Here is a 24,794-nt window from a genome sequence, read left to right on the forward strand (position 1 = left end):
CCATGTCAAGTACAATTAACCGCAGAAACTGGATCAAATCCAGTGCATTTATGGCCGGGGGACTGGCCCTTTTTTCAGGAACAATTGGTAAGCTGGCAGCCATGCCGGCCCGTGTATTTAAACCCTTAACCCGCGGCCTAACCGACCAGGAAGCTATTACCAATGCAGGCTTTGAATTAAAAGCAAGGCTCCTTGCTAACGAGAATCCGTTTGGCCCATCGGCTACTGTTAAAAAAGCCATTCAGGATGCTATTGATAAAAGTTATCAGTACCCTTTTATGCAGCTGTCCCAGATTTATGGGAAAATTGCTGCGTACGAAGGCGTAAACTCAAATAATATACTGATGGATGCGGGTTCAACTCCGCTTTTACTTGCCGCTGCTATGCATTTTACCAAAGGTGGTAAAAGCGTAATCACCGGCGACCCTTCATATGATGACCTGCCAGGCAGGGCACAGGCGCTTGAGGGAAAATGGGTAAAAGTGCCCCTGACCGCCGATTATAAACTCGACCTGGACGCCATGGAAGCAAAGGTTGATGACAATACCGGTTTGGTTTATATATGCAATCCCAATAACCCAACCGCTACTGTGGTTGATACCGAAAAGTTAAAGGCCTTTTGCGAGCGGGTATCAAAAAAAACAACTGTTTTTGTTGACGAAGCTTACATAGATTACCTGCCTGATCCGAAGGCTGCAAGTATGATCAGTTCTGTTAAAGCGGGTAATAATGTGATAGTTGCACGCACCTTTTCAAAACTTTATGGCTTTGCCGGCTTAAGGCTCGGGTATATTATATCACAGCCGGATACCATCAAAACATTTGAAAAATACACTACCCAGGCCTGGAGTATTAGCGCAACTACACTCGCCGCTGCCATAGCGGGTTACCGCGAAGAAGCATTTCTGAAAGAAACCCTGGAAAAAACAAATGCTTCTAAGGAGTATCTGTACTCAGTACTTAAAAAAGAGGGATATGAATACATCCCTTCATCGGCAAACTTTGTCATGTTCCCGCTGAAAATGGACGGCAAAAAATTTGTCGGCGAAATGATGAAGCGCGGCGTAGGCATTCGTAACTGGCAATTTAACGGCAAAGACTGGTGCCGCGTAAGCATTGGCCGCATGGACGAAATGGAAGCCTTTGCCGATGCGTTTAAACAATTGTCCTGAGTTTTAAGAAGCATGAAATCAAGAGTCAGGAGACAAGAAGAAAAGTTTCTTGCTCCCGGCTCTGAAAATTACAGCAAACTTCTTGGCTCTTGAATCCTGATATCTTGAATCTTTTCTAAAATGCACAAACTAACATTAACAATACTACTAAGCTCATCACTTTATTTTGCCAAGGGGCAAACAGTAAACCCTCGTCCGCTTACTATGGATGAGTATAAAAAGGCGCAATCATTCGCGATTGCTAATTTGGATAATGACACCTACGTTAAATTTGAAAATACCTACGTACTTGACCGTTATGAAAACCGTAAGCCTTATTTTATAACCGGGGCCGACGGCTTGAAAAAACGTATCGACCTGTATAAACTGGTTGCCAAAGAAGGTATGCAGGAAATAGGTCTGATGGTGTTTTATACCAACGAAAAAGGCAAGCTTTACAAAGCCCTCGTGCCCGATTTTACTGCCGATGCTAAAGTTTGGGAGCAGTATTTTCAGGATATTGATAATATCAACAAAGTGGAGCAGAACTTTATCCTGAAGCTGTCGTACGTGCTGTCAAAGGAAGTTAGCTTTCAACAATATAAGGCACTTAACGCGGGTAAGGATCTGAAGGAAGAGGCAGCTACCTATGGCAATGATATCTGTTTCCCTGGCGAAGAACTGGTTACCATGGCCAATGGCGATAAAAAAATGTTGAAAGCTGTGAAAAGTGGCGATGAGGTAATAACGGTTGATCCGTTGACTAAAAAAAGTGCAGCTGTAAAAGTAAAAGAGCTTACCATACATGAGGCCAAAAACTACGCTTTAACGCAACTGGTACTGGTATCGGCCCAAACAAAAAACACGGCCGAAGGCAGGCAGGTAAAACTGAATAGTAAAGTGTTACAGGCAACACCTAATCACCCTATGTTAACCAAACAGGGCAATATAAAAATAGGAGAGGTAGCTACCGGCCAGGAAGTACTTTGCCTGAACGAGCTAACCGGCAAATATGAAACTTTCACCGTACTGCAAAAAACAGAACACGCGGGCGGTGTACAAAGAGTATATAACATTGTTGCCGATGGCGGTAGCACCCTGCTCATGAATGGTGTAATGGTAATGCAAAAGTAATTTAGTGTTCCCTTTCTCTGCTTTAATCAATTTCTACAAACCTGTTCCCCCTCTGGGGGATTTTACAATTTATTAAACATGTATTAATTGCCCAAGGACAGATGCACCAAAGGTGCAAAAGGCTTGTAGCTCGTAAAGTTATAGAATGCCCTTTGCCCCCAGAGGGGCGAAACACGACGACTTGCTGTTTAAACGACAAGCAATTTTGTGAGCAAACTTAAACTCGTGGAGGAACCTTGAGTTATTCCTAAAATACTTAGTTTCTTAACAATGTCGGCAGCAATGCGTAGTCCGGCCAGGTTAACTATCGGGAAACATGCTTCTGTAATAATGAAGTTACCGTGAATAATTCAATCATTTGCTTAAAAATGTTGCAACATTAAAACCAATGATTTAATTTAGATGACTTAAACATGACAATTATGCCTGTTAACAAAAAATTATTAGTTACACTCGGTCTGCTATCCATAGTAGTGTTTGGCGCCATGACCAACATTAAACCACAGGACGAAGGTTTTAAAAATCTTAAGGTTTTGCCTAAAAACATTTCGGGCGAGAACCTGCACAAGGTTATGGAAGATTGGGAACATTCATTAGGTGTACATTGCAACTTTTGCCATGCCCGTAATGAAGAAACTAAAAAGATGGATTGGGCAAGCGATGCCAAGCCTGAAAAAGCAATGGCGCGCGATATGTATAAAATGATGAACAAAATTAATCAGAAGTATTTTCATGCCAAAAAGGATTCTTTAGGCATGATTATGCAAAGTGGTGTTAACTGCAATACCTGTCACCGTGGTACAGCTCATCCTGAGGTTATGGTACCTGACGGAAAAGGTCCGGGTGGTCAGCCTGGTCCGCCGCCTGCTGGTCCTGCCCCGGGCAACCCTGCGCCAACTAAGCCATAATTAACAAGCGTATTAGTATAATTAAATGCCTTTGGTGATCCCAGGGGCATTTTTGTTTTATAGGGGTTATTATCAGCTGTGTTTACCTGCAAGTAAAAATTAGGTTAAGGATTTTGTATTTAACTATTGAATATTTATCCTTTTTGACAGATAGCTTCAAACTGTATTCATGAAAAATTCATGCTTGGTAACGATCTTTATACACGATAAAGATTCGTTGGTTTTATTTAGGAATTGCTGGTTGATTTATGATCAAATTTGCAATGTTGATTTATGAAACCGGGGACTGATTATTGTAACCTTTAATATTATCATAATTAATAAATGACTGCTGAGTTTCGGATTAAGCCACAGGAGCAAGCTAATGTCTCAACAAATTCCAGCGATTTATTTTGCCGGAATTGCAAAAGCCGGTTGAGCCGTATCAAACGGAGCAGCCTTGCCAAATTTTTATTGTTGGGTTTACCCTTTAAAAAATATATCTGTTATAAGTGCTCCCGTAAAACCTACAGGTGGGCACCCAAATAATATTTCAATCGTTTTATAAGCATTGGGTATGTAGTATCTTTTTGTGTAAATCAATTACATTTGTTTTATGCAGAAAATACTGGTTGCCAACCGTGGTGAAATAGCTTTACGAATTATGCGCTCGGCGCGCGAAATGGGTATTAAAACCGTTGCGGTTTACTCACATGCTGATCGGGACGCCCTGCACGTGCGCTATGCCGATGAGGCTGTAAATATCGGGGAAGCTCCATCCAGTCAATCCTATCTTATTGGAGAAAAGATCATAGCTGCATGTAAGCAAACCGGGGCCGAAGGTATCCACCCGGGATATGGTTTTTTGAGCGAAAATGCCGGTTTTGCCAGGCTGGTTAAGGATTCGGGACTTATTCTTATTGGCCCTTCTCCCGCGGCCATGGAAGTAATGGGTAACAAGTTATCGGCCAAAGCTGCGGCACTCAGGTATAATATCCCGATGGTCCCCGGAACGGAGGAAGCCATTACTGATGTTAACGAAGCTAAGAAACGGGCTATTAAGGTAGGTTTTCCAATATTGATCAAAGCGGCTGCGGGGGGCGGGGGTAAAGGGATGCGCATTGTTGAAAGCCCGGCAGACTTTGAAGAGCAGATGCAGTTAGCGGTATCTGAAGCTACATCAGCTTTTGGCGACGGCTCTGTTTTCATTGAGCGCTATGTATCATCCCCCAAACACATCGAGATTCAGGTACTTGGCGATACGCATGGTAATATCGTGCACCTGTTTGAGCGTGACTGCTCGGTACAGCGCCGCCATCAAAAAGTAGTTGAAGAGGCTCCATCGGCAATATTAACGCCTGAAATCAGGGAAAAGATGGGGCGTTGTGCGGTTGATGTAGCCCGGTCTGTAAATTATACAGGTGCGGGTACGGTTGAGTTTATTATGGATGAAGGGTTGAATTTTTATTTCCTGGAAATGAATACCCGTTTACAGGTTGAGCACCCTGTTACGGAACTGATAACCGGTATTGACCTGGTAAAGGAGCAAATTAAAATTGCAAGGGGGGAGGCTATCTGTTTTAAACAGGAAGATCTGAAAATTCATGGTCATGCCGTCGAACTGCGTGTTTATGCCGAAGATCCGGCTAATAATTTCCTGCCAGATATTGGTACGCTGCAAACTTATATGACGCCCAAAGGGCCCGGTGTACGGGTAGACGATGGGTTTGAGCAAGGCATGGAGATTCCCATTTATTACGACCCGATGATAGCCAAGCTGATAACCTTTGCGGATACCCGCGCTGAAGCAATTGAGCGGATGATAAGGGCTATAGATGAATATCAGATCACCGGTATTACTACCACCCTCGGTTTCGGCCGTTTTGTAATGCAGCACGAAGCTTTTACCTCTGGTAATTTTGATACCCATTTTGTAAAAAAATATTTTTCGCCCGAGGTGCTGCGCGAAAGTCGCGAGGATGAAGCTATAGTAGCAGCAATAGTAATGGAACAGCTCTTGAGCAAAAAAAGGGTTTCAATTGCAGCCCCGGTGGAGGTAGCTAACTCAAGCAACTGGATCAAGAACAGGAAGCAGATTTAATAATTGTTGATCGCGGCCAGTTCATCTATCAAAGCTGCCTGAGCAGGGTTGATCTTTATTTTTGCTGTCGCCATATCAAACCATTCGGCACGATCAATTTCATCAAAAGTTTGTTTTTTTCCTGAGCGAGGCGGCCATTCTATTTCAAATGTATTGCTTTTGATATTTCCCGGATCAATACTGCCTTCAACAGCCCAGGCCAGTACCGTTTTACCCCCTTTTTGTTTGATAGCGTTCAACGCAATAAAATCCCCGGTTATTTCATGCCCGGTTTCTTCCTGAAATTCACGCTTTGCCGCCATGAGGGGATCTTCATCGGGAAGATATTCACCTTTGGGTACCGACCACGAGCCTTCATCTTTGTTTTTAAAGAACGGCCCGCCCGGATGTACAAGAAATACCTGCAAACCATGAGCTGCTTTACGGTATAATAAGATCCCTGCGCTTTGCTTTGGCATGTTTAAGATTTAAAGGCAAGTTAATGAAAGGCTTAATTATAATTGTTATTTTTGATACAAACGCCCCAAACCGATATACAATTATTATGGCAGACAACAGATGGAGCAAATTTAAAGTAACTGCTGATGTTGATACGGACGTACGCAGTATGTATGAAGCCTGGGCTACTCCCGAAGGCCTGGAAACCTGGTTTTTGCGTAAAGCCGATTTTTTTGCCATAGCAGGCCGTCAGCGTGAACCGCAGGAATTTATAAAAAAAGAGGATACTTATACCTGGCATTGGCATGGGTTTGATGATACCATTTCCGAAAACGGGCAGGTGCTGGAAGCCAACGGTGCCGATTTCATAAAATTTACTTTTACAGGCGGTAGTATAGTGAGTGTATCTATCACTGCTAAACTGGGCGTTGTTATTGTTGAACTGGTGCAGGAAAACATCCCCGAGGAAGCAGACCCCGAAAAAAACCTTTATGTGCAATGCCAACTTGGCTGGACATTTTATCTGGCCAATCTGAAATCGGTATTGGAGGGTGGCAAAGATCTTCGCAATAAGCGTAAAGACCTGTTCTCAAGTTTCAAATAATTTCATTTACTGCTGACAAACCATAGTGCAAAATATTTTAGCTTTGAGCCAATCAAAATAGCCCCTTTCAACGGGCCGGGAAGCATATGTTTACAGGAATTATAGAAACTTTAGGGAAGATCACCGATCTGCAGCAGGAAAAAGGCAACCTTAATATTACAGTAGAATCGGCTATATCGCACGAGCTCAAGATCGATCAATCGGTAGCGCACAATGGTGTATGCCTTACTGTGGTGGCTTTAGCCGATGGCTTGCACGTGGTAACCGCGATTGAGGAAACCTTAAATAAAACCAATCTTTCCCAGCTCAAAGTTGGCGACCCGATAAACCTGGAACGCTGCATGCAAATGAATGCCCGGCTCGATGGCCACATTGTTCAGGGCCATGTTGACCAGGTGGCTGTTTGTACCGCATTTAAAGAACTTGACGGCAGTTGGGAATACACTTTTGAATATGATGCAGCAAGCGGCAACGTAACCGTAGAGAAAGGATCCATTTGTGTAAACGGTATCAGCCTAACCGTGGTTAATTCGCACGCCAACAGCTTTTCTGTAGCAATTATTCCATATACATTTGAGCATACCAACCTGCATAATGTGCAAGTTGGCAGCCAGGTTAACCTTGAGTTCGATATCATAGGCAAATACGTTGCCCGTTTGATGCAACGCTAAATCCCTAATGATTTAATGCGCTGTTTGGAGTAAGCGATATAAGTTTTTTGTGACTCTTTTGGCTTGCTTGCCAGGTACTTTTTATAGTACTTAATAGCTGTTGCCTTATTCTTCAGTTCGGTATCATACAAAGTGGCAAGCGCGTAATAAGTGATTGGATCCGGTTTATACAACAAACTTTTCTGATATGCTTCAACCGCGCTTTTAAGCTGATGCAGGCGATCGTATGAATCCCCTTTTTCGCTGTAGTAAGAGCCTACCCCGGTAGATATTGCCTCCTCAATGGCTTTATCTAAATATACAATAGCTTTAGTGTTATAATGTAAAGCCTTAAAACTCATTGCCGTGTAGTAAAATGAAGCTTCGGTACCGGTTTGGTTGTCCTCCAGTGTTTTGAATGTTTTGATGCAATCCGGATAATTGGCAGTCATGTAATAGGAGGTGCCCAGCATGGATACAATGCTGCCGGCCTGCTCACCTGCATCCATCAGTTTTTTAGTAATAGCAATAGTTACCGGATACCTTTTTAATGCGTACGAGGCCTGGGCCTTGCCTTTCAGGAGCAGCAAATTGGCAGTATCGGCAACAAGTGCTTTGTCGATAATATTTTCAGCATTGCCATATAGTTTAAGGTTGATGAAGAAGGACGACAGGTCATATGCTACATCAGGGTTAAGCGGATTGATCTTATTGGCTTTTTGCAGATATACAATGCTCCCCTCTATATCGCCTAAATTTTGCGACAGGTCTGCCAGTTGCTTATACACATCAAAGTTGGTGGTATCTTTCAACAGGATCTTCTTTACAAACACGATCGCTTTTTTATTATTACCGCGCCTTTTAATGATCTCACTCATGTTATACAAGTTAGTTAGGCTGGTGGTATCAGTAGCGTAAATACGTTGATAATAGTTTTCAGCATCGGGCAGGCGGGAGGCCATTTTGGAGGTGTAGGCCAGTTTAGCCAATACTTTTATGTCGGTAACAGGCTCGGGATATATTTTTTTGAGGTAATCTGCTGCGTCGGCAAAACGCTGGTTTTGATAATAATCAAGCAGGAGCGAATCATTAGCGGCTTGCTGAGCGCATAATTGCGATACTGATAGGATAAGGAATAGGGTTATAAATAGATTTTTCATAACTAATTATTTAGTTAAACTAAGTTATTAGTTATGGGTGTTAAATCCAAATCTGAAACAATTTTTTATTGGTGTGGTTAAAATGTAAAGTGATACTTAAAACCACACATTATGGATAAGTTAAAGAAATTTGGACTGATGGAAAAAATTGTCCATGAACTGGAAGACTTGAAAAACAGCCAGCAGGCTATTATTGCTAAGTTAACTAAAATAGAAGTTGATAATATCGAACTTGGTGATAAACGCCTTGAAAAGGACCTGCCCGATATGCACCAGCGCGTATCCGAAAACCTGGATACTATTGCAGCTATCCTTGAGGATTTTGCTAATCAGACTGAAAACTTCAGCAATAGCAATAATATCGCAGCCCTGAAAGAACAGGAAGCATTAGGAAAATAAGTTAAAAAGAAAATCCCCGGGAAACCGGGGCCTTTCTTTTTATAGTTGTGTTAATACTAAAGCACTATTATTTTTTGTTGATTTTTCCACTATTCCGGTTATACCTTTTTATGGCCTGAAGATAATTTTTCCATTGGATGCTTTCAATGGCATCAAGATCGTCGCCAACCATTGCCCTAAGATTTTCTTCGCTGTATTGCACAATTGGCCCATTGTTGAGCTGAATGGCAACGATGGATTTGGGATTGAACATTTTTCCTTCAGGCTCGCTTAAAAGCGAGTATGCACTGATATGACCGCTTATAAACTTGAACATCCAGCAGCTATCTTTAGCAATACCTGCATAATAATTGGGGGCCAAAGTATTGGCATTTTTTTCAGCTGATGGAGGTGTAAGGTTTCGGGCTATTTCAATAGTTTGTTCCGGATATATCACTTGTTCCCTGTTTGTATCCGCTTTAGATAGTGACTGGTCAACAAACAGCAGATAACTTTTGTGTGCATAGGCATCTACATAAATTCTGGATTTTACTTCTTTTTTAGAACCGTTGCGCATCGTTACCAGGAAAGTATACTCTGGGTTGTTGGTACTCTTGTTGTGATCACTCCAAAAGTCCCACATAGCGAGAGGCGTCTGTCGATCCATTTGTGAGTCCATGTTTTGCGTGTTAAATGTATTGTTAACAGCGGGCAATCCGTTTTGAGCAGAGGCACATTTTCCTAAAATAACAAAGGAAAAAAGAGAAACATACTTTAATAAAAGTTTCATATATAAAGCTTAGATGGGTTAAATATATGAAACCAGTTTAACCGAAATGTTAACTTTTACCAATACTAAATAACTTATAACTTACGAAGCTTTTAAAGCTTCGTAAGTCTTATAGTTCATCACTACTGGTACTGAATATAAATAGGGGCAGGCTTCAGACTTAACACTTCCTTAGGCGTAAGCATCCTGTGTGGTTCGTTTTTTAAGTCGTTTTTATAAAAAAGTTTAAAGCCGGTGAACTGTACAGGCTCTTCTGAAATAAAATATTTGTAAGTGCCTTTTTTAAGTTCCGGACCACCCCAGCCATCCATATCCATCACTACCTGTACTTCGGGACGTAATTTAATATCCTTGTAGTTGGTTACCATGCGTTTGGTAAAGCGGTGTACAACAAATATTTTAGGTGGGAGGTCATTCTTTTTTGCCAGTTTGGCCAGGTAGCCGGTTACGTAGTTAATATCATCGGCATCAAAGGTACCTATGCGTTTGCCGGGCACACTGCCTTCCTTCATAGAAAATTCCGGGTCGATGCCTAAATGAACGTTTGGCATCTTCATGTATTTCTCTAATAAAGGCAATTCGGTTTGTACTGTGCTGAAGCCAACCTGGATATCTAAAAACACAAGTGCATTGATGCTTTTTGCCCAGCTAATCACGGTATCAATCTGGCTAAAGGGCATCCGTAAGTTATGCAGACCATTACGGCCGGCATCAGCCTGGGCCGTTACGCAGATATAATGTAAGGCCGGTACCACGTTAGTAGCTGTATCAGCCTTTTCCCAGTTCTTTACCTCTTCCTTTAATTTATTGAGCATGGTTTTGCGTGGGTATTGGCCCAGCACGCCCATGTTTTTTGAATAGAGGTTACCATAAAACGCTACAATGCGGTTAAATGGTAAAATAGCTCCGGGAAGCGGATATTCTTTGGTTTTTACCGGCCAGCGACCACTTTTATCGCCATTGGCCAGTTTTTTCATCAGCGAATCGTACTTTAAAGTATCCAGCATGGATGACCTTGCCGACGTATCGCGGAAATGTTTGCGGGTTGTAGAACAGGCCGTATTAGCAACGGCAATAAAAATAAACAGGGCTAAAGCAGAAATTGTCCTTTTCAAATTTTAAGATTTTTGACTTAATGAGCAATATCTGTGCCTATTCTATACTTTTGCCCTTCATAGCTGTACTTATTGCCTGATCCATTAAGCGTTCGGCAAACGGACGAGTGAACTCGTTAACCTCATCAATCGTTTTTAAAATCAGGTCTTTATCGCCGCTGGTGAGGGCCTCTTTCAGTTTCTGAACAAGTTTGGTAGTATCGGCAATTTCTGTAACCGAAACATAATCAGCATTTTTTTGCAGGAAGCGTTCAACGGTATAAACCATTTGTTCGCCTTCAGTGCGCGCCTCAATAAGCATCCGCTGATTTACATCATCTTTGGCGTGGGTAATGCTGTCCATCAGCATTTGTTCCACCTGTTCGTCGGTAATGCCATAGGTTGGTTTTACTTCAACCTCCTGCTTTACGCCCGAACGTAGTTCGATGGCCTGTATGGTTAGGATACCGTCGGCATTTAATAAAAAGTTAATATCAACTTTAGGGAAACCTGCAGGCATGGAAGGGATGCCTTTTAAATCAAACTCGGCGAGTTTACGGTTTTCTTTGATCAGATCGCGCTCACCCTGGTAAACGGCAATTTTCATGTTTACCTGTCCGTCTATTGATGTCGTATATTGCCTGCCGCCTTTGGTTGGCACTTTAGAATTTCGGGGGATGATCACATCCATCAGGCCGCCCATAGTTTCAATACCTAAGGATAAGGGGGTAACATCTAATAGTAAAATATCTTTACGGTTGCCTGCTAAAATATCGGCCTGTATGGCGGCGCCTAAAGCAACTACTTCATCAGGGTTCACATCATCATGCACCGGGCGACCAAAAAACTCAGCAACCATACGTTTAACTAATGCTGTACGGGTTGAGCCGCCAACCATAACCACTTCATCAATCTGATCGATAGTTAGTTTAGCATCCTTAAGTGCGTTTCGGCAACTGGTGATGGTTTGCTGTACTTTTGGTAATATCAGTTCTTCAAAAGTAGTGCGGTCAAGCGTACACCAGATCTCGCCGATTTTATCATTAACCAGGCTTTGGTGCGCGAAGGCTTTTTTAGCTTCTTCGGCCTTTAAGCGTAGTTGCTGGGCCAGCTCATTATTTGCAAGGACTTCGGCTTTATTAAGCTGGTTTTTCTCAATCCAGTAATCAACTATAATGCGGTCAAAATCATCACCACCTAAAAAGGTATCGCCATTGGTAGATAATACCTCAAAAATGCCGTTTTGAATTTGCAGTATGGATACATCAAACGTACCGCCTCCAAGGTCATAAACCGCTATAGTTTTAGTTTCTTCGGGGTTGAGGCCTATCCCATAAGCCAAACTTGCCGCGGTAGGTTCGTTAACTATCCGCAATACATCAAGCCCTGCAAGTTTACCAGCATCACGGGTGGCCTGGCGCTGCGAATCATTAAAATATGCCGGAACAGTGATCACAGCACGGTTAACCGGGGTTTTAAGGGCATGTTCGGCGCGTGCCTTAAGTTCTTTCAATATCTGGGCCGATAGCTCGATAGGGGTGTAAAATTTATCGCCTACTTTGATCTTAACCAGGCTTTCGGTATCGTCGTCAATTACTTTATAGCTAAAAAAGTCTTTGTAGTTTTCAATATCGTGGTAACTGCGGCCAAGCAAGCGTTTAACCGAAAATATGGTGTTTTGCGGATCGGTTATCAGGAATTCTTTTGCCTCATTACCTACCAGCACATCGCCTGCATCACCAAAATGAACTACAGAGGGCACCAATACACCTTTGCCTGCATCATTAATTACCTGCGGGTTTTTATCAGGGTTGATGAACGCTACCAGCGAGTTAGTGGTACCCAGATCAATTCCTACAATGATTTCTTCTTTTTGCAATGAGCCTGTTGCCAGGTTGATAGAAACTTTAGCCATTATATTAAGTTAACAAAGCGCAAATGTACTTAGTTTTGGCTGAGGATATGTCTTCTCAATCTCTAATTTGTTAAGTTTTGTGCGTTTTGTAACATCATCGCAGGTTGAGCCTTTATTTCATTATACTGACAAACAAATACGCTTAACGCCGCTTTATCCCTGTAATACCCTAAATAAATTATTATGAAAAATCGTGAATTAGGAGCATCCGGCATATCAACAGCGCCATTGGTTTTTGGCGGAAATGTGTTTGGGTGGACTGTTAAAGGTAAAGATACAGCCCTTTTATTGGATGCATTTGTAGATGCCGGTTTTAACACTATCGATACCGCTGATGTTTATTCGCGCTGGGTCGAGGGCAATAAAGGCGGCGAATCGGAAACCGAAATTGGTAACTGGCTTAAGCAAAGCGGCAAACGCGATAAAGTAGTTATAGCCACTAAAGTAGGCGCCGAAATGGATTCGGGCAGTAAAGGGCTTAAAAAGGATTACATTATTAAATCGGCCGAGGCTTCATTAAAGCGCTTGCAAACCGATTATATTGATTTGTATCAAACCCATTACGATGACCCCTCAACCCCGGTTGAAGAAACCCTGCGTGCTTATGATCAACTTATGCAGGACGGTAAGGTGAGGGCTATAGGAACTTCCAATATGTCTGTCGAACGGTTGCATGAGTCGCTCAAAACGAGTATTGAAAAAGGCCTGGTAGCTTATCAAACGCTTCAGCCCGAATATAACCTGTTCGACAGGGAAAAATATGAAACTACTTACGAGCCTTTCATTAAAGAGCAAAACCTTGGGGTGATCAGTTATTTTTCGTTGGCCAGCGGTTTTTTAAGCGGCAAATACCGTTCGGAAGCCGACCTGAAGGGAAGCAGCCGCGCCGGTATGGTCAAAAAATATCTTAACCCAAGAGGCTACAGAATATTAAAAGTCCTGGACGACCTTGCCGGGCAGTATCAAACCAGTCAGTCGGCAATTGCACTGGCCTGGTTAATTGCAAGGCCTGGTATTACAGCACCCATTGTTAGTGCCACCAGTTTGGAGCAACTTACTGATCTTTTTGAATCAGCCGCTTTGAAATTAGATAATGAAGCTATTGAAATGCTGAATATCGCCAGTGTTTATTAAATATTAATTTATATTTCACTATATATAACAGCGCGCTTTTTAAATGAAAGCTGCGCTGTTTGTTTTTAGTTGCCTGATTAACATTTCAATCACTGACTTTGGATTACTTAATAATTACATTGATTTTTTAAATTAATTATTAAACAATAATATCCTGTTTTTTACTTTTTTAAACACTAAAGTTTTAAATATTTCCTAAAAAATAGTTTATTTACTAAACCGAACTCCCTGTTTTTGAGTATAAAGAGTTCTCTCTAATTAATTTTTTATTTTAAATGGAAAAGCTGAAGCGGATTATTGGCTACGGGATGCCTGATTTGTCGCTGGAGAATAAGCTGTTTAATGCGCTCTCATTATTCATTTGTGCCAGCAGCGTTTTTTCGCTAATCTGCAATTTGTTTTTAGGCTTAAGTTATAAGCTTGAGCTTGTTGAGCTTTTTGTGATACTGATGTCGGGCTGGGCTTTTTACAGGAGCAGGTTCGTAAAGTATAAAGAGGATGCAACCCTCATTTACATTTGCTTAGGGCTGTTTGCAATTATTCCGGGCTGGTTTTACAATGGCGGTATCTCCGGATCAACAACGCTTTCGGGAGTCTTTTTTATTGTACTTATAACCCTGCTTGTAAAAAAACGATATCATTATATTTTTATTGGCGCGCTGATAGCTATATTTTTAGGATGCTACTTTATTGAAAAACATTTTCCTGGTTTAGTACAGCCTTATGATAGCACGGCATCAAAAGAATCTGACCTCATCACTTCGGCTGTAGTAAACATATTGACTGTTGGGCTACTGGTAGGTTTTATTAAAAAAAGCCACGAAACCGATAAGCGCGACCTGATTCATAAGAGTGAAGAGTTACAAGCTTCTCAAATTGAACTTTCGGCCTCACGTGACCAGGCTGAGGCGGCCACGTTTGCCAAATCGAATTTTCTGGCCAATATGAGCCACGAAATTCGCACACCACTTAATGGTATCATCGGTACCGCTCAATTGCTATCCCGCACCAATTTACAGCCCGAGCAACAGGAACTGCTTCAAACTTTACAATCGAGCAGTAATTTATTGATTAACATCATCAGTGATATTCTTGATATTTCAAAAATCGAAGCAGATAAACTGGTCCTTCACCCGGTTTCAACGCATTTGCGTAACTGTATAAAAACAGTTATTGAGATTACCGAACCGGCCATTACATCTCTTCACAAACCCCTAAGCTTAACTTATGATGTTGATGCTAATGTAGCAAACTATGTAATAGCAGATGAGGGCAGGCTTCAGCAAATCCTGGTTAATTTGATCGGAAATGCCATTAAGTTTACCGACGAAGGTTCGGTAAGTTTACGCGTCACGGCATCTGAGATCAGGAACAACGTCCAGGACATAACCTTTAGCATCAAAGATGACGGGATTGGCATAAGTGAAGAGGCATTAGCACAGTTATTTAAACCATTTTCACAGGTAAATACTACCGCTTTGCGCAAATATGGCGGTACGGGGCTGGGCTTATCCATTTGCAAAAAACTTGTGGAGATGATGCACGGCAGAATCTGGGTAGAAAGTAAGGAAGCCCAGGGCTCATTGTTTAGCTTTACCTTGCCTTTACATGTTACCTATGGTATTATTGAACCGGAGATGCAACCGGATGAAAAGGAAGCTTTTCAGTACCGGCCTTTACGCATTTTATTGGCCGAGGATAATAAAATGAACCAGTTAATAGCCAGTAAGATTTTTAAAAAGGTTGGTTATAATATTGATATTGCCGAAAATGGACTGGCCGCGGTAAATATGGTTGAGCAGTGTAACTACGATCTGATATTTATGGACATTCAAATGCCCGAAATGGATGGTTTACAGGCTACCCGCCATATATTAACAAAGCATGGTAAAGGCGCTCCGCCTATTATTGCCATGACAGCCAACGTGCTTAGCGAAAATGAGCGTGAATGCACCCAGGCCGGTATGAAAGATTTTGTAAGTAAACCTTTTACTTTTGAACGGCTGGAAGATATCATCCAAAAATGGACGTGATTTATCAAAAAAATGTCAATCGTTGATTAGTACCATACAAAATAAAAATAGTACCATTAAGGGCAAAGCTATTGTGTGTAGTTTTGTGTCATGTTACAAAGTATTCCAACAATTGATATTTGCACACTTGCCGATGATATTAAACAGGATGACATCCTGATCAGCAGGTTTGCGTCTTATTTGGATGCTCATAAAAACCTTTTCTTCCCGCACCGCCACTCGTTTTACCACCTGGTATTGTTTACTGATGGCGGAGGATCACATACCATTGACTTTGAAAGCTTTGAGGTAAGGCCGGGGCAGATTTACTTTATGATTCCCGGGCAGGTGCATTCATGGGCTTTTGAAGGTTTTACTGACGGTTATATCATCAATTTCTCAAGCTCGTTTATCCAGTCGTTTTTATTACGCTCAGGCTACTTTGACAATTTTAACTTTTTGAACGGCAATCCAAAGGATGAAGTAGTTGACTTACCTGCCAACCAGTTACCCGAAATCATTGCCCTTTTTGAAAGGATTGTATCTGAAGTTGAAAAGCCTGCAGTTTTGGGCAGCGATATGGTAAGGGTGCTTATGCTTCAGCTTTTCATTCTGATAAATCGTTGCCAGGGCAAAGGCGATAGCTTTGGCAAACAGGGCTATAATCAAACACTGATCCGTAACTTTCAGAAGCTGATTGAACAGCATTATATCGATGTAAAGCTTCCTAAAGATTATGCAGAACTGCTTTATATCACCCCCAATCATTTAAATGCGGTATGTAAAGATGTGCTTGGCCTATCGGCAGGAGAGGTGATCCGTAACCGTACTTTGCTTGAAGCAAAAAGGCTATTAACTAATCCGCGACTTAATATAAGTGAAATAGCTTTTAACCTTAATTTTAGCGATAACTCCTATTTTACCAAGTTCTTTAAAAAAATTGAGGGCATTACCCCCGAAGAGTTCAGAAAAAAAACCTTAAACAATAAATCATAACGTTATGGAAACCCCTAAATATAAATTATCCGCCTGGTCTGCCTTTGTAAACGCCAAATGTCCGCGTTGCAGGAGGGGAGACTTATTTATCACCGGTATGTATGAATTTAAAGGACAGGAGATGTATAAAACCTGTTCACACTGCGGCCTGGTGTATGAGCGTGAACCCGGTTATTTTTATGTAGCAATGTTTGCCAGTTATGCGCTTAACGTTGCCGAGATGGTTACACTGGCAGTTGCTATCAGCGTTTTAACAGGTAGCAGTAACCCCTGGTTGTATGTAACTATTATTTTAGGGGTAGCGGTAATTTTAGCGCCGTTTAATTTCAGGTATTCAAGAGTGATGCTTTTGCACTGGCTTACACCGGGCTTGCATTATCATCCGGAGATGAGCGAGGATAAACCGGAATAATTTAATTGACTGAGATACACGCAGATGCCCTTGATTGAAAAATCAAGGGCATTTTCATTTAAACCAAAACCTGCAGCTACAGTCATAATAATAACAAGCTTAATTTATGTAAATTAAATAAGTATTTGAAATTAAGCTGTTTATAATTACTTAAAATCTATTATCATGAAAGCGAAACTTAAATCACTGAAAGCCGATCTATATAATGTATTTGTAGTAGGGAATGCCGATGACAGGCAATTGGCAAAAGCATACTTTTTGCTGGCTATCCCTTTATTCGCCATATTTTTCGGGCTGGGTTCATTTCCCAAATTCTGATCATAAAAAAACAGTCGGAGCGTTCTGCGGCGACTGTTTACAACTGTTCCTAACTAATTAACTAACTATTAAACTAAATTATTTTTCGATTGGATTAAGGCCCAGGTAATTTGCAGCAATAAATAAATTGTTATTGATTTTGTGCCAGGCCTGGTGGTTGCCGATTGTATACCGGTTTAAAACATCATAGTAATAAGAATCCGAGAATGTGAGCCGGGTGTTTATTTCTGAATTATACAATGAATCTTTGCCTAAGTAGATGCCGCTGCGTTGCGCAGGTTTATCGATTTTTTTTTCGGGTGTTGAGGAAAACATATTGGCACAAGCTACCAAAATGAGAGACGCCGCAACCAAAACAAGAAAATGGTAGAATAATTTCATAAGCAAGGTATAAGTTTTTAAAAGATGCCTCCGGATGTTCAGAAACATATTATGCTCCAAAAATAACCAACGCTTTATAAAAAATAATCAGGGATTTCACCGTTTTGCGTACGTAGTTTTACGCATTTTTTAATAGATACAGATGAATAGTTAAATGTAGAAAGAAAATTTGATATAACGTTATAAGATCGATAAAAAAAATTAAACTTTTTACACTGTTACAAACAGCAGTTTATCTTCGTAATCTTGTTTAAAAGATGAATAAATTTTCAGTTGTGATATTAGTGTTTAATCAGGTTAGCCTTTCCTGATTTTAATTAATTTGGCTCACTACATTTATCTACAATAAAACCAATTAAGAGGTCATCGATCTAAAACTACATTATGAAAAAAACTCAATTAGCCTTTTTTAAAGTGACCATATCATGCCTAATAGTTTTACTTGCTGTTTCCGCATGCTCAAAAAAAAATAATGACAATGCTCCCCAGGCGCTAAAGGTTGTAGTAAGCACATTTGCAGGCAATATAAATCCGGGCAAAGCTGATGGCACCGGAACGACAGCGTCTTTTAACAGGCCCAGCGGTATGATCACAGATGCAGCAGGCAATATCTATGTAGCTGATGCTGGCAATAACCTGATCCGTAAAATAACCCCGGCTGGTGTAGTTACTACTTTTGCCGGGAGTGGTGCGCAGGGAGACACTGACGGTATTGGTACCGCTGCCAGTTTTAACAATCCTCAGGATATAACACTGGATGGGAACGGTAACTTATATGTAGCCGAAAGTACAGGTAAAGTGGTCAGGAAAATAACTTCGGCAGGTGCTGTTACTACATTGGCGGGGGGAGGGGCGAACGGGGTTGATGGTGCAGGCACAGCTGCAGGCTTCAGTGCGCCAACCGGAATAGCGGTAGATGGAAGTGGAAATTTATTTGTTGCCGATGTTTATAAGATCCGTAAAATAACTCCGGCCGGTGTTTGTGACTACGTTTGCAGGTTCGGGTGTAAGTGGCTCAGCAAATGGAACAGGAACTGCAGCAAGTTTTTCACAGGTTACAGGTATTGTAATTGGTTTGTCGGGTAACCTCTACGTAACAGATTTGGGCAATAACATGATTAGGAAGATTACTTCTGATGGCGTTGTTTCGACATTGGCCGGTAACGGAATCAAAGGCTCGGCAGATGGTGCTGGTAATACTGCTACTTTTAACGCACCTGTAAGTATAACCGCCGACAATCAGGGTAACATTTATGTAGGGGATTCAGACCATTTTATCAGGGCTGTTGATACTTTTGGACAGGTTACCACAGTTGCGGGTACAGGTTTTTCGGGATTGGCCGATGGAGAGGGTTCTAAGGCAAGTTTCTCAGTTCCTTATGGCCTGTCTGTAGGAGTAGGGAAGGTTTATGTGGCTGATACTTTTAATAATATGATAAGGGTACTTACAGCTCAATAACCTCATATCTCTTTACTTCCTAAATTAACATCAATCTGATAGCCGGCAGGAATAAAAAACCTTTACTTTTGCCGGCGATATGAATGATTCGCTTAAAAATAAATACGACAGCATAATTTTTGACCTTGACGGTACACTTTGGGATAGCACTGCAAACGTAGCTCTTGCTTGGCAGGCAGCTATAAGCAAGGTTGATTACATTAAAGAGGAAATGACGCAGGAACGTGTGCGTTCCATCACCGGAATGACCTACGATGCCATTTTTGATAAATTATTCCCGGAACTAAATATTGAGCAACGTAAAGAAGTACAATCGCTTTGTGCTGTCAGCGAACTGGAAATATTACATACCAAAGGAGGGGAGCTTTATCCGCAATTGGTAGAAACGCTTAAATACCTTGCTGCAAATTATAAACTTTATATCGTGAGTAATTGCCAAAACGGTTATATCGAACTGTTTTTGGATCTGAACCAATTGCATGGCCATTTTCTTGGGCATCAGTGTTTTGGCACAAAAGGAAACCCTAAGGCCGATAATATCAAAGATGTAGTAAACGACCACCAATTGAAAGCTCCGGTTTACGTAGGTGACACCATGGGCGATTATAATGCCGCCAAACAAGCCGGTGTACCTTTTATTTTTGCAAATTATGGTTTTGGCGTTGTGCCTGATGGCATGGTAGCAACTATCAGTAATTTTGCCGGCCTTAAAGAGCTGCTTTAAAATTATTGTGTTTTAATCATATTAGGGTTGAATAGTTGTTAGCTCATTACCCGGAAAGGTAATGCAGTAAATTATTATATATAATTAACCGACTTTCACAATCGGCTTGCCGGCTTGGCTTTGTGTGTTCTGCTTTAAGCTTTCGTATAATGATAATCTTATTGTAAAACAATTTTCGGCTTTTGCCATTGTACTTTCAGCTTTACGGCTAAAAAGTTAATTTAGTAAAATGAAGTTTATCAAATATCTGCCGGTAGCTATATTACTTGTTTTTTTTGTATCCTGTAAGCCCAAAACCAAATCAATGCAGGTGCCTGTAGTTGGTTTTGTTGATGCTTTTGAAGATGCCACCATATCACAGGCCCGCAAAGGCTTTACTGATGCCTTGAACAAAAATGGTTTCAGCGAAGAAAAAAAGACCGTGCAGATTGAGTACAGCAATGCCCAGGGCGATATCCCAACGCTTACACAGATAGTTAACCACTTTGTTACTGATAGTGTTAACCTGCTGGCAACGTGTACAACGCTATCAACGGTAACAGCGCTTCAAAAAACAAAATATATCCCGGTTTTTGCCATGGTATCCCCAACTGCCGAACGCATGAAGGTAACTGATGCCAACGGGAAAGCGCCCGCCAACCTTTTCGGTGCGGTAGAAGAGCTAAATTATATCGATACTTCGTTTAGCATTATTCCCAAACTACTTAAGCCTAAAGGCGCAAAACTGGTTATCGGGATGATCTATAATCAGTCGGAGCCGCAATCGGCCGATGCCTTAAACCGTATTAAATCATTGGCCGCAGGACTAAACGTTGATATTGTTGCGCTTCCGTTAAATACATCTGCCGATGCGCAGTTGGTTACGCAGTCGCTGCTAAGTAAAAACATCGACGCCTTTTTTGCTAATCCGGACAATACCGTTTTTGCATCTTTTGAAACTATCCTTAAAAATTGTAATCAAAAAAACATCCCGATTTTTACAAGCGAAGCAGGTTTGGTACAGCGTGGAGCCGTCGCTGCTTTTGGGGCTGATATTTATCAATGGGGGTACCAAGCCGGCGAGCAGGCAGCCCAATTTCTTAAAACTCATAAAACCGATGGCCTGCAACCCGAAATGGTAAAGGTCAGAAAGAGGGTATATAACCCGGCTGCTGCTAAAAAATACAATATTACCATTCCGCCAAATTTTGAGCCTGTAAAATAAATGGATTTTTACCTTACCGCTTTACTGCAGGGCCTATGCTTTTCGGCCATAGCGCTGGGGATTTATATATCCATGAAAATCTTCAATATTCCGGATATCACAACCGATGGCAGTTATACACTGGGTGGCGTGGTTACGGCAGTATTGCTGACCAATCATCAGCCTGCCTATGTTATTTTACCTGCTGTGCTTTTGGCAGGCGCAGCAGCGGGGGCACTTACCGGCATTATTCATACCAAATTAAAGATCAATGCACTGCTGGCCGGCATCCTGGTTATGACGGCGCTTTACTCAGTTAACCTTACTATTTTAGGCCGCTCAAATTTACCGCTTATCAATTTGCCTTCGTTATTTACTATAGTAAGTGTTGTGAGCGACCCTAATCAAAATACATTCTGGATCCTTGCCATTTTTGTTATCGTGATCACTTTTCTGATCGGCTACCTGCTCAAAACCGATTTTGGCATAGCCATGCGGGCTACAGGTAACAGTGAATCCATGATCCGTTCATTAGGCGTAAATACCGACAGGATGAAAATTACCGGGCTGGCACTGGCCAATGCGCTCACGGCTTTGAGCGGTTACCTGGTAGCCCAGTTCCAGGGTTTTACAGATATCAGCATGGGTATTGGGATTGTGATAGTAGGGTTAGGATCGGTGATCATTGCCGAAACATTAATTAATTGGTTTAAGCTTACCTCAGTATGGTTAAGTCTGGTATTGGTATTAGCAGGGGCAGTGATATTTCAGCTGGTTTTGGCATTTACACTCTCAGTTGGTGTCGACCCTAAATTACTTAAAATAGTTACCGCCGGTTTTGTGCTGGTAATTGTAAGCTTGCCGCGTTTATCCTTATTAAGATCATCATGATAACGATAACCGACGTACATAAAATATTTAATAAAGGTAAGGCTAACCAGGTAAACGCGGTTAATGGCGTTACGCTGGAGATACAAAGCGGTGAGTTTTTGGTGATAGTTGGTTCTAATGGCTCAGGCAAGACCACGATGCTTAATTTAATTGCCGGCAGCGTATCGCCCGATAACGGCACTATAAGCATCGATGGTAACGATGTAACCAACATGCCTGATTATAAACGCAGCCAATGGATCGCGAGGGTATTCCAAAACCCTTTGAGTGGTACTGCGCCAGATCTTAGTATTTTAGATAATTTCCGGCTGGCATCTATCCGCACAAAAAGAAAAGGTTTATCCGTTGGGGTAAATGACGCTTTTAAAAAACAGGTGCAGGAAAAAGTAGCCGTCCTTGGCATGGGTTTGCAGGATAAGATAGAACAGCCGATGGGTACTTTATCGGGCGGGCAGCGGCAGGCGCTTACCCTGCTGATGAGTGTAATGGATAGTTGTAAAGTTTTATTGCTGGACGAACCTACCGCGGCCCTCGATCCACGCTCGGCCGACGTGGTTATGCGGACAGCTGATACACTGATCCGCGATTTTAATTTAACGGCAGTATTCATTACGCATAATTTGAAGGATGCTTTTAATTATGGCACACGAATAATACAAATGGGCGAGGGGTTGATTATTAACGACTTATCTGGCGCGGGCAAAGCTTCTTTAAAACAAAGCGACTTGTTCGACTGGTTTGCATAAAAATTGGCAAAGTAATTGTATAGCTACCCGTACTATGAAAAATAATAATTTTGAAACCATATCCGACGCTTACCAGTTAGTAAACGGTGCGAAAATAAAAGGCAAAAAGCACGACGAAATATTTGAACTTGGCGCATATGATGCCCTTAAACGCGGCTATGTACTTTACCCGCTTGAACACGGCGTTAAGTTTGATGATTTCAGCGTCATGATCTCTGAAAAAGAATTAAAAAACAACTTCCTGATTGAGGCAGTTAAACAAAACGCAATAGCAGCTTGATTTTAGGCTGCTATTTTTTCACATTGCTTTTTCAAGTCATATAAAGTCAATAAACCTCATGCACAGAGTATTGGGCTGTGCATGAACACTTCTTCTCTTGCTTTTCTCGTTCAATAATTGTAAGTTTGTATTCATAAAGTACAAACCGATGCTGTTTAATAAATCAATCTGCTCAACAATAATGTGGCCCATGGTGTCACAGCAGAAGGGTTTTGTGTCGATAATTCTCTTCTCTACTCCGGTGTAGTGCTTTCGAAGCATCCAAACCGATCCTGCATTTACCACATTAGTATAACATTAAGCCTTACATAAACGTAAGCCTAACTGAATTTGAAATTTATATGGACAATTATTATTCAATAGAAGAAAAGTACCTCCAGGCTGTTGATGAACTATCGTTCGGAGAGACACCTAAGGGCTTAAACATATTAAACCAGATCATTACAGATGAGCCATTTTTTGCAAGGGCGCATTACCAGTTAGGGATGATCTACTATTACAAGATCCAGGATTACCAAACCGCAGGTTATCATTTTAAAACCTGTATGGAGCTGGAGCCATCTTTTCCGGATAATTACACCCATTATCTTGACCTGGTAGTATTCCTGGGAATGGATAAGCTGGTTTCAACAATTTCGGCCCAGGCTTTAACCACACCGGGAGTGAACAAGGCCCGCACCTTTGAGCTGCTTGGTTTATTTTATGAAAAGCAAAAGGACTGGAATAAATCCTTAGGCTATTACCAGGAAGCCTTTATGGAAGTGACCGAAAAAGACGAGCGTAAAGACATTGAAGATAGTTTTAAACGCGTACGCTCAAAAATGAAGCAAAAACAGGCTTACCTCTATTTCATTACAGAATAAACTTAAATAGCTGTTTAATTGGATACTTAACGAATAGGCCCCTGACGAAGGGGCTTATTCGTTAGTAAAAAATCCTAATTAATAACGTATGTTTAAGGATAAGTACCTGCTTATGCATATCGTCATAATGATAATTCTTTATCTCTGCAGTGCCTTCGCTCGATAGCTGCTAAGTTAAATAGTCGGTAAATGCACCTCTGCCATCATACACCTTGCGCTGCCGCCGCCGTTTGTTTCAATTGTATTGATATCAGCATGAACCAATTTGCCATACTGTTGTAAAGCGGAACGCTGCGCCTCAGTTAAAGCGCTAAAAGCATTTTGCGACATCACGATCAAAGTATCACCGGCTTTGTTCTGCACCTCCAGCATATTGCCTGCAAACTGGCTCATCTGCTCAAAAGTGATTTCAATAATTTCTTTGTGCGATGATTTTAACGATTCGATAACCGTTATTCTTTCATGCGGGTTAGGAATACTGTTTAGGCAGATCACCGCGAACCGGCTGCCGATGCACATCAATACATTGGTATGATAAATAGCCTTGCCTTTTTCATCTACAGCTTCAAAACTAATGGGCTGATAACCCGATTGCTCACAGAAATAATTAAGCACATCTTTATCTGTTCGGGGAGACAAACAGGCGTATGCTATTTTATTCTCCCTGTCAAGTACCATGCTGCCGGTGCCTTCCAGAAAGCGGTGCTCGTGCTCAAAACGGCTCAGGTCAATTACATGGGCTACTTTAAATTTATCCTCCAGGTCAGTTATGATATCTTCCCTGCGCTCAAGCCGGCGGTTTTCGGCCTGCATGGGGTAAAGGAAAATGCCGCCATCGTTGTGAAAAGATACCCAGTTGTTAGGAAATATTGAATCGGGTGTATAGGGCTGTGGGGTGTCATCTACAACGCTAACATCTACGCCATTATGGCGCAAAATGTTAACCATACTATTAAACTCACTCAAGGCTCTTTCCTGTACGCCATTTTTTTCGGCATCAGGGTTTTGGAAAGCATTGCTTGCAGCGGTTTCTTCGTTAAACCCGAAATTAACCGGGCGGATCATTAATATATGTGATGTTGATTGACTCATG

27 protein-coding genes are annotated in these 24,794 nt (G+C 41.6%); 20 read left to right on the forward strand and 7 right to left on the reverse strand.

The window, feature by feature from the left end; translation table 11 throughout:
* Window positions 1-2 precede the first annotated feature (2 nt).
* The 4 genes from ABID99_RS08090 to accC all read left to right on the forward strand — a co-directional run bounded on the left by ABID99_RS08090 (window position 3) and on the right by accC (window position 5,273).
* The gene (locus ABID99_RS08090; RefSeq protein WP_112654333.1) at window positions 3-1,172 is read left to right on the forward strand and encodes a histidinol-phosphate transaminase; all 1,170 of its coding nucleotides are present in this window, start codon (window positions 3-5) and stop codon (window positions 1,170-1,172) included.
* A 120-nt stretch (window positions 1,173-1,292) separates the two neighbouring features.
* Window positions 1,293-2,285: a Hint domain-containing protein gene (locus ABID99_RS08095; RefSeq protein WP_373613394.1), complete on the forward strand. Its 993-nt coding sequence runs from the start codon at window positions 1,293-1,295 to the stop codon at window positions 2,283-2,285.
* A gap of 422 nt (window positions 2,286-2,707) precedes the next feature.
* Entirely contained in the window at window positions 2,708-3,193 is a 486-nt protein-coding gene (locus ABID99_RS08100; RefSeq protein WP_090527645.1) for a c-type cytochrome, read from the forward strand.
* Window positions 3,194-3,788: 595 nt separating this feature from the next.
* Window positions 3,789-5,273 carry an acetyl-CoA carboxylase biotin carboxylase subunit gene (accC, locus tag ABID99_RS08105; protein ID WP_373613395.1) on the forward strand — a complete coding sequence of 495 codons (1,485 nt, stop codon included), beginning with the start codon at window positions 3,789-3,791 and terminating at the stop codon, window positions 5,271-5,273.
* Here the strand turns inward: accC and ABID99_RS08110 are convergent.
* Window positions 5,270-5,731, reverse strand: coding sequence for an NUDIX domain-containing protein (locus tag ABID99_RS08110; RefSeq protein ID WP_176627477.1), 462 nt, complete (start codon window positions 5,729-5,731; stop codon window positions 5,270-5,272). The genes accC and ABID99_RS08110 overlap by 4 nt on opposite strands.
* Window positions 5,732-5,817: 86 nt before the next feature.
* On the opposite strand from ABID99_RS08110, the gene ABID99_RS08115 reads away from it, so the two are divergent.
* Both ABID99_RS08115 and ABID99_RS08120 read left to right on the forward strand, forming a co-directional pair.
* Window positions 5,818-6,315 (forward strand): SRPBCC domain-containing protein, encoded by a 498-nt coding sequence (locus ABID99_RS08115; protein ID WP_175489979.1) that lies wholly within the window; start codon window positions 5,818-5,820, stop codon window positions 6,313-6,315.
* A gap of 86 nt (window positions 6,316-6,401) precedes the next feature.
* Window positions 6,402-6,986 (forward strand): riboflavin synthase, encoded by a 585-nt coding sequence (locus tag ABID99_RS08120; RefSeq protein ID WP_373613396.1) that lies wholly within the window; start codon window positions 6,402-6,404, stop codon window positions 6,984-6,986.
* Here ABID99_RS08120 and ABID99_RS08125 read toward each other — a convergent pair.
* Entirely contained in the window at window positions 6,983-8,125 is a 1,143-nt protein-coding gene (locus ABID99_RS08125; protein WP_373613397.1) for a tetratricopeptide repeat protein, read from the reverse strand. The genes ABID99_RS08120 and ABID99_RS08125 overlap by 4 nt on opposite strands.
* A 111-nt stretch (window positions 8,126-8,236) precedes the next feature.
* Here ABID99_RS08125 and ABID99_RS08130 point away from each other — a divergent pair, with 111 nt between their 5' ends.
* Window positions 8,237-8,524, forward strand: a complete 288-nt coding sequence (locus tag ABID99_RS08130; protein WP_090527010.1) for a hypothetical protein — start codon at window positions 8,237-8,239, stop codon at window positions 8,522-8,524.
* A gap of 67 nt (window positions 8,525-8,591) precedes the next feature.
* Here the strand turns inward: ABID99_RS08130 and ABID99_RS08135 are convergent, their stop codons facing one another.
* The 3 genes from ABID99_RS08135 to hscA all read right to left on the reverse strand — a co-directional run bounded on the left by ABID99_RS08135 (window position 8,592) and on the right by hscA (window position 12,302).
* Complete coding sequence (locus ABID99_RS08135) at window positions 8,592-9,293, reverse strand: hypothetical protein (RefSeq protein WP_373613398.1); 702 nt, start codon at window positions 9,291-9,293, stop codon at window positions 8,592-8,594.
* A 122-nt stretch (window positions 9,294-9,415) separates the two neighbouring features.
* Window positions 9,416-10,408, reverse strand: coding sequence for a hypothetical protein (locus tag ABID99_RS08140; protein ID WP_090527015.1), 993 nt, complete (start codon window positions 10,406-10,408; stop codon window positions 9,416-9,418).
* Window positions 10,409-10,445: 37 nt separating this feature from the next.
* Window positions 10,446-12,302 carry a Fe-S protein assembly chaperone HscA gene (hscA, locus tag ABID99_RS08145; RefSeq protein ID WP_090527017.1) on the reverse strand — a complete coding sequence of 619 codons (1,857 nt, stop codon included), beginning with the start codon at window positions 12,300-12,302 and terminating at the stop codon, window positions 10,446-10,448.
* A gap of 183 nt (window positions 12,303-12,485) precedes the next feature.
* On the opposite strand from hscA, the gene ABID99_RS08150 reads away from it, so the two are divergent.
* The 5 genes from ABID99_RS08150 (at window position 12,486) to ABID99_RS08170 (ending at window position 17,174) form a co-directional block, all read left to right on the forward strand.
* Window positions 12,486-13,436: an aldo/keto reductase gene (locus ABID99_RS08150; protein WP_090527019.1), complete on the forward strand. Its 951-nt coding sequence runs from the start codon at window positions 12,486-12,488 to the stop codon at window positions 13,434-13,436.
* A 275-nt stretch (window positions 13,437-13,711) separates the two neighbouring features.
* A complete protein-coding gene (locus ABID99_RS08155) occupies window positions 13,712-15,469 on the forward strand; it encodes an ATP-binding protein (RefSeq protein ID WP_090527021.1) in 1,758 nt (585 codons plus the stop codon).
* 90 nt (window positions 15,470-15,559) lie between these two features.
* Window positions 15,560-16,444 (forward strand): helix-turn-helix domain-containing protein, encoded by an 885-nt coding sequence (locus tag ABID99_RS08160; RefSeq protein ID WP_090527023.1) that lies wholly within the window; start codon window positions 15,560-15,562, stop codon window positions 16,442-16,444.
* A 4-nt stretch (window positions 16,445-16,448) separates the two neighbouring features.
* On the forward strand, window positions 16,449-16,856 hold the full coding sequence (locus tag ABID99_RS08165; protein ID WP_090527025.1) for a DUF983 domain-containing protein: 408 nt from the start codon (window positions 16,449-16,451) through the stop codon (window positions 16,854-16,856).
* A gap of 165 nt (window positions 16,857-17,021) precedes the next feature.
* Window positions 17,022-17,174, forward strand: coding sequence for a hypothetical protein (locus tag ABID99_RS08170; protein ID WP_167516102.1), 153 nt, complete (start codon window positions 17,022-17,024; stop codon window positions 17,172-17,174).
* Window positions 17,175-17,252: 78 nt separating this feature from the next.
* Here the strand turns inward: ABID99_RS08170 and ABID99_RS08175 are convergent, their stop codons facing one another.
* Window positions 17,253-17,555, reverse strand: coding sequence for a hypothetical protein (locus tag ABID99_RS08175; RefSeq protein WP_139159968.1), 303 nt, complete (start codon window positions 17,553-17,555; stop codon window positions 17,253-17,255).
* A 384-nt stretch (window positions 17,556-17,939) separates the two neighbouring features.
* Here ABID99_RS08175 and ABID99_RS08180 point away from each other — a divergent pair, with 384 nt between their 5' ends.
* The 8 genes from ABID99_RS08180 to ABID99_RS08215 all read left to right on the forward strand — a co-directional run bounded on the left by ABID99_RS08180 (window position 17,940) and on the right by ABID99_RS08215 (window position 23,701).
* Window positions 17,940-18,641 carry a hypothetical protein gene (locus tag ABID99_RS08180; protein ID WP_373613399.1) on the forward strand — a complete coding sequence of 234 codons (702 nt, stop codon included), beginning with the start codon at window positions 17,940-17,942 and terminating at the stop codon, window positions 18,639-18,641.
* A gap of 28 nt (window positions 18,642-18,669) precedes the next feature.
* Window positions 18,670-19,014 carry a hypothetical protein gene (locus ABID99_RS08185; RefSeq protein WP_373613400.1) on the forward strand — a complete coding sequence of 115 codons (345 nt, stop codon included), beginning with the start codon at window positions 18,670-18,672 and terminating at the stop codon, window positions 19,012-19,014.
* A 79-nt stretch (window positions 19,015-19,093) separates the two neighbouring features.
* Window positions 19,094-19,738 (forward strand): HAD family hydrolase, encoded by a 645-nt coding sequence (locus ABID99_RS08190; RefSeq protein ID WP_090527031.1) that lies wholly within the window; start codon window positions 19,094-19,096, stop codon window positions 19,736-19,738.
* A 229-nt stretch (window positions 19,739-19,967) separates the two neighbouring features.
* On the forward strand, window positions 19,968-20,942 hold the full coding sequence (locus ABID99_RS08195; protein WP_090527033.1) for an ABC transporter substrate-binding protein: 975 nt from the start codon (window positions 19,968-19,970) through the stop codon (window positions 20,940-20,942).
* Window positions 20,943-21,812: an ABC transporter permease gene (locus ABID99_RS08200; RefSeq protein WP_090527035.1), complete on the forward strand. Its 870-nt coding sequence runs from the start codon at window positions 20,943-20,945 to the stop codon at window positions 21,810-21,812.
* Window positions 21,809-22,558, forward strand: coding sequence for an ABC transporter ATP-binding protein (locus ABID99_RS08205; RefSeq protein WP_090527037.1), 750 nt, complete (start codon window positions 21,809-21,811; stop codon window positions 22,556-22,558). Before ABID99_RS08200 ends, ABID99_RS08205 begins: the two co-directional genes overlap by 4 nt.
* Before the next feature lie 34 nt (window positions 22,559-22,592).
* The gene (locus ABID99_RS08210; protein WP_139159969.1) at window positions 22,593-22,838 is read left to right on the forward strand and encodes a hypothetical protein; all 246 of its coding nucleotides are present in this window, start codon (window positions 22,593-22,595) and stop codon (window positions 22,836-22,838) included.
* 341 nt (window positions 22,839-23,179) lie between these two features.
* Window positions 23,180-23,701 carry a hypothetical protein gene (locus tag ABID99_RS08215; RefSeq protein WP_090527040.1) on the forward strand — a complete coding sequence of 174 codons (522 nt, stop codon included), beginning with the start codon at window positions 23,180-23,182 and terminating at the stop codon, window positions 23,699-23,701.
* A gap of 174 nt (window positions 23,702-23,875) precedes the next feature.
* Here ABID99_RS08215 and ctlX read toward each other — a convergent pair whose 3' ends face one another.
* A complete protein-coding gene (gene ctlX / locus ABID99_RS08220) occupies window positions 23,876-24,793 on the reverse strand; it encodes a citrulline utilization hydrolase CtlX (RefSeq protein ID WP_090527648.1) in 918 nt (305 codons plus the stop codon).
* Window position 24,794 lies beyond the last annotated feature (1 nt).

The organism is Mucilaginibacter sp. OAE612, assembly GCF_041806395.1.
Lineage (GTDB): Bacteria > Bacteroidota > Bacteroidia > Sphingobacteriales > Sphingobacteriaceae > Mucilaginibacter > Mucilaginibacter rubeus.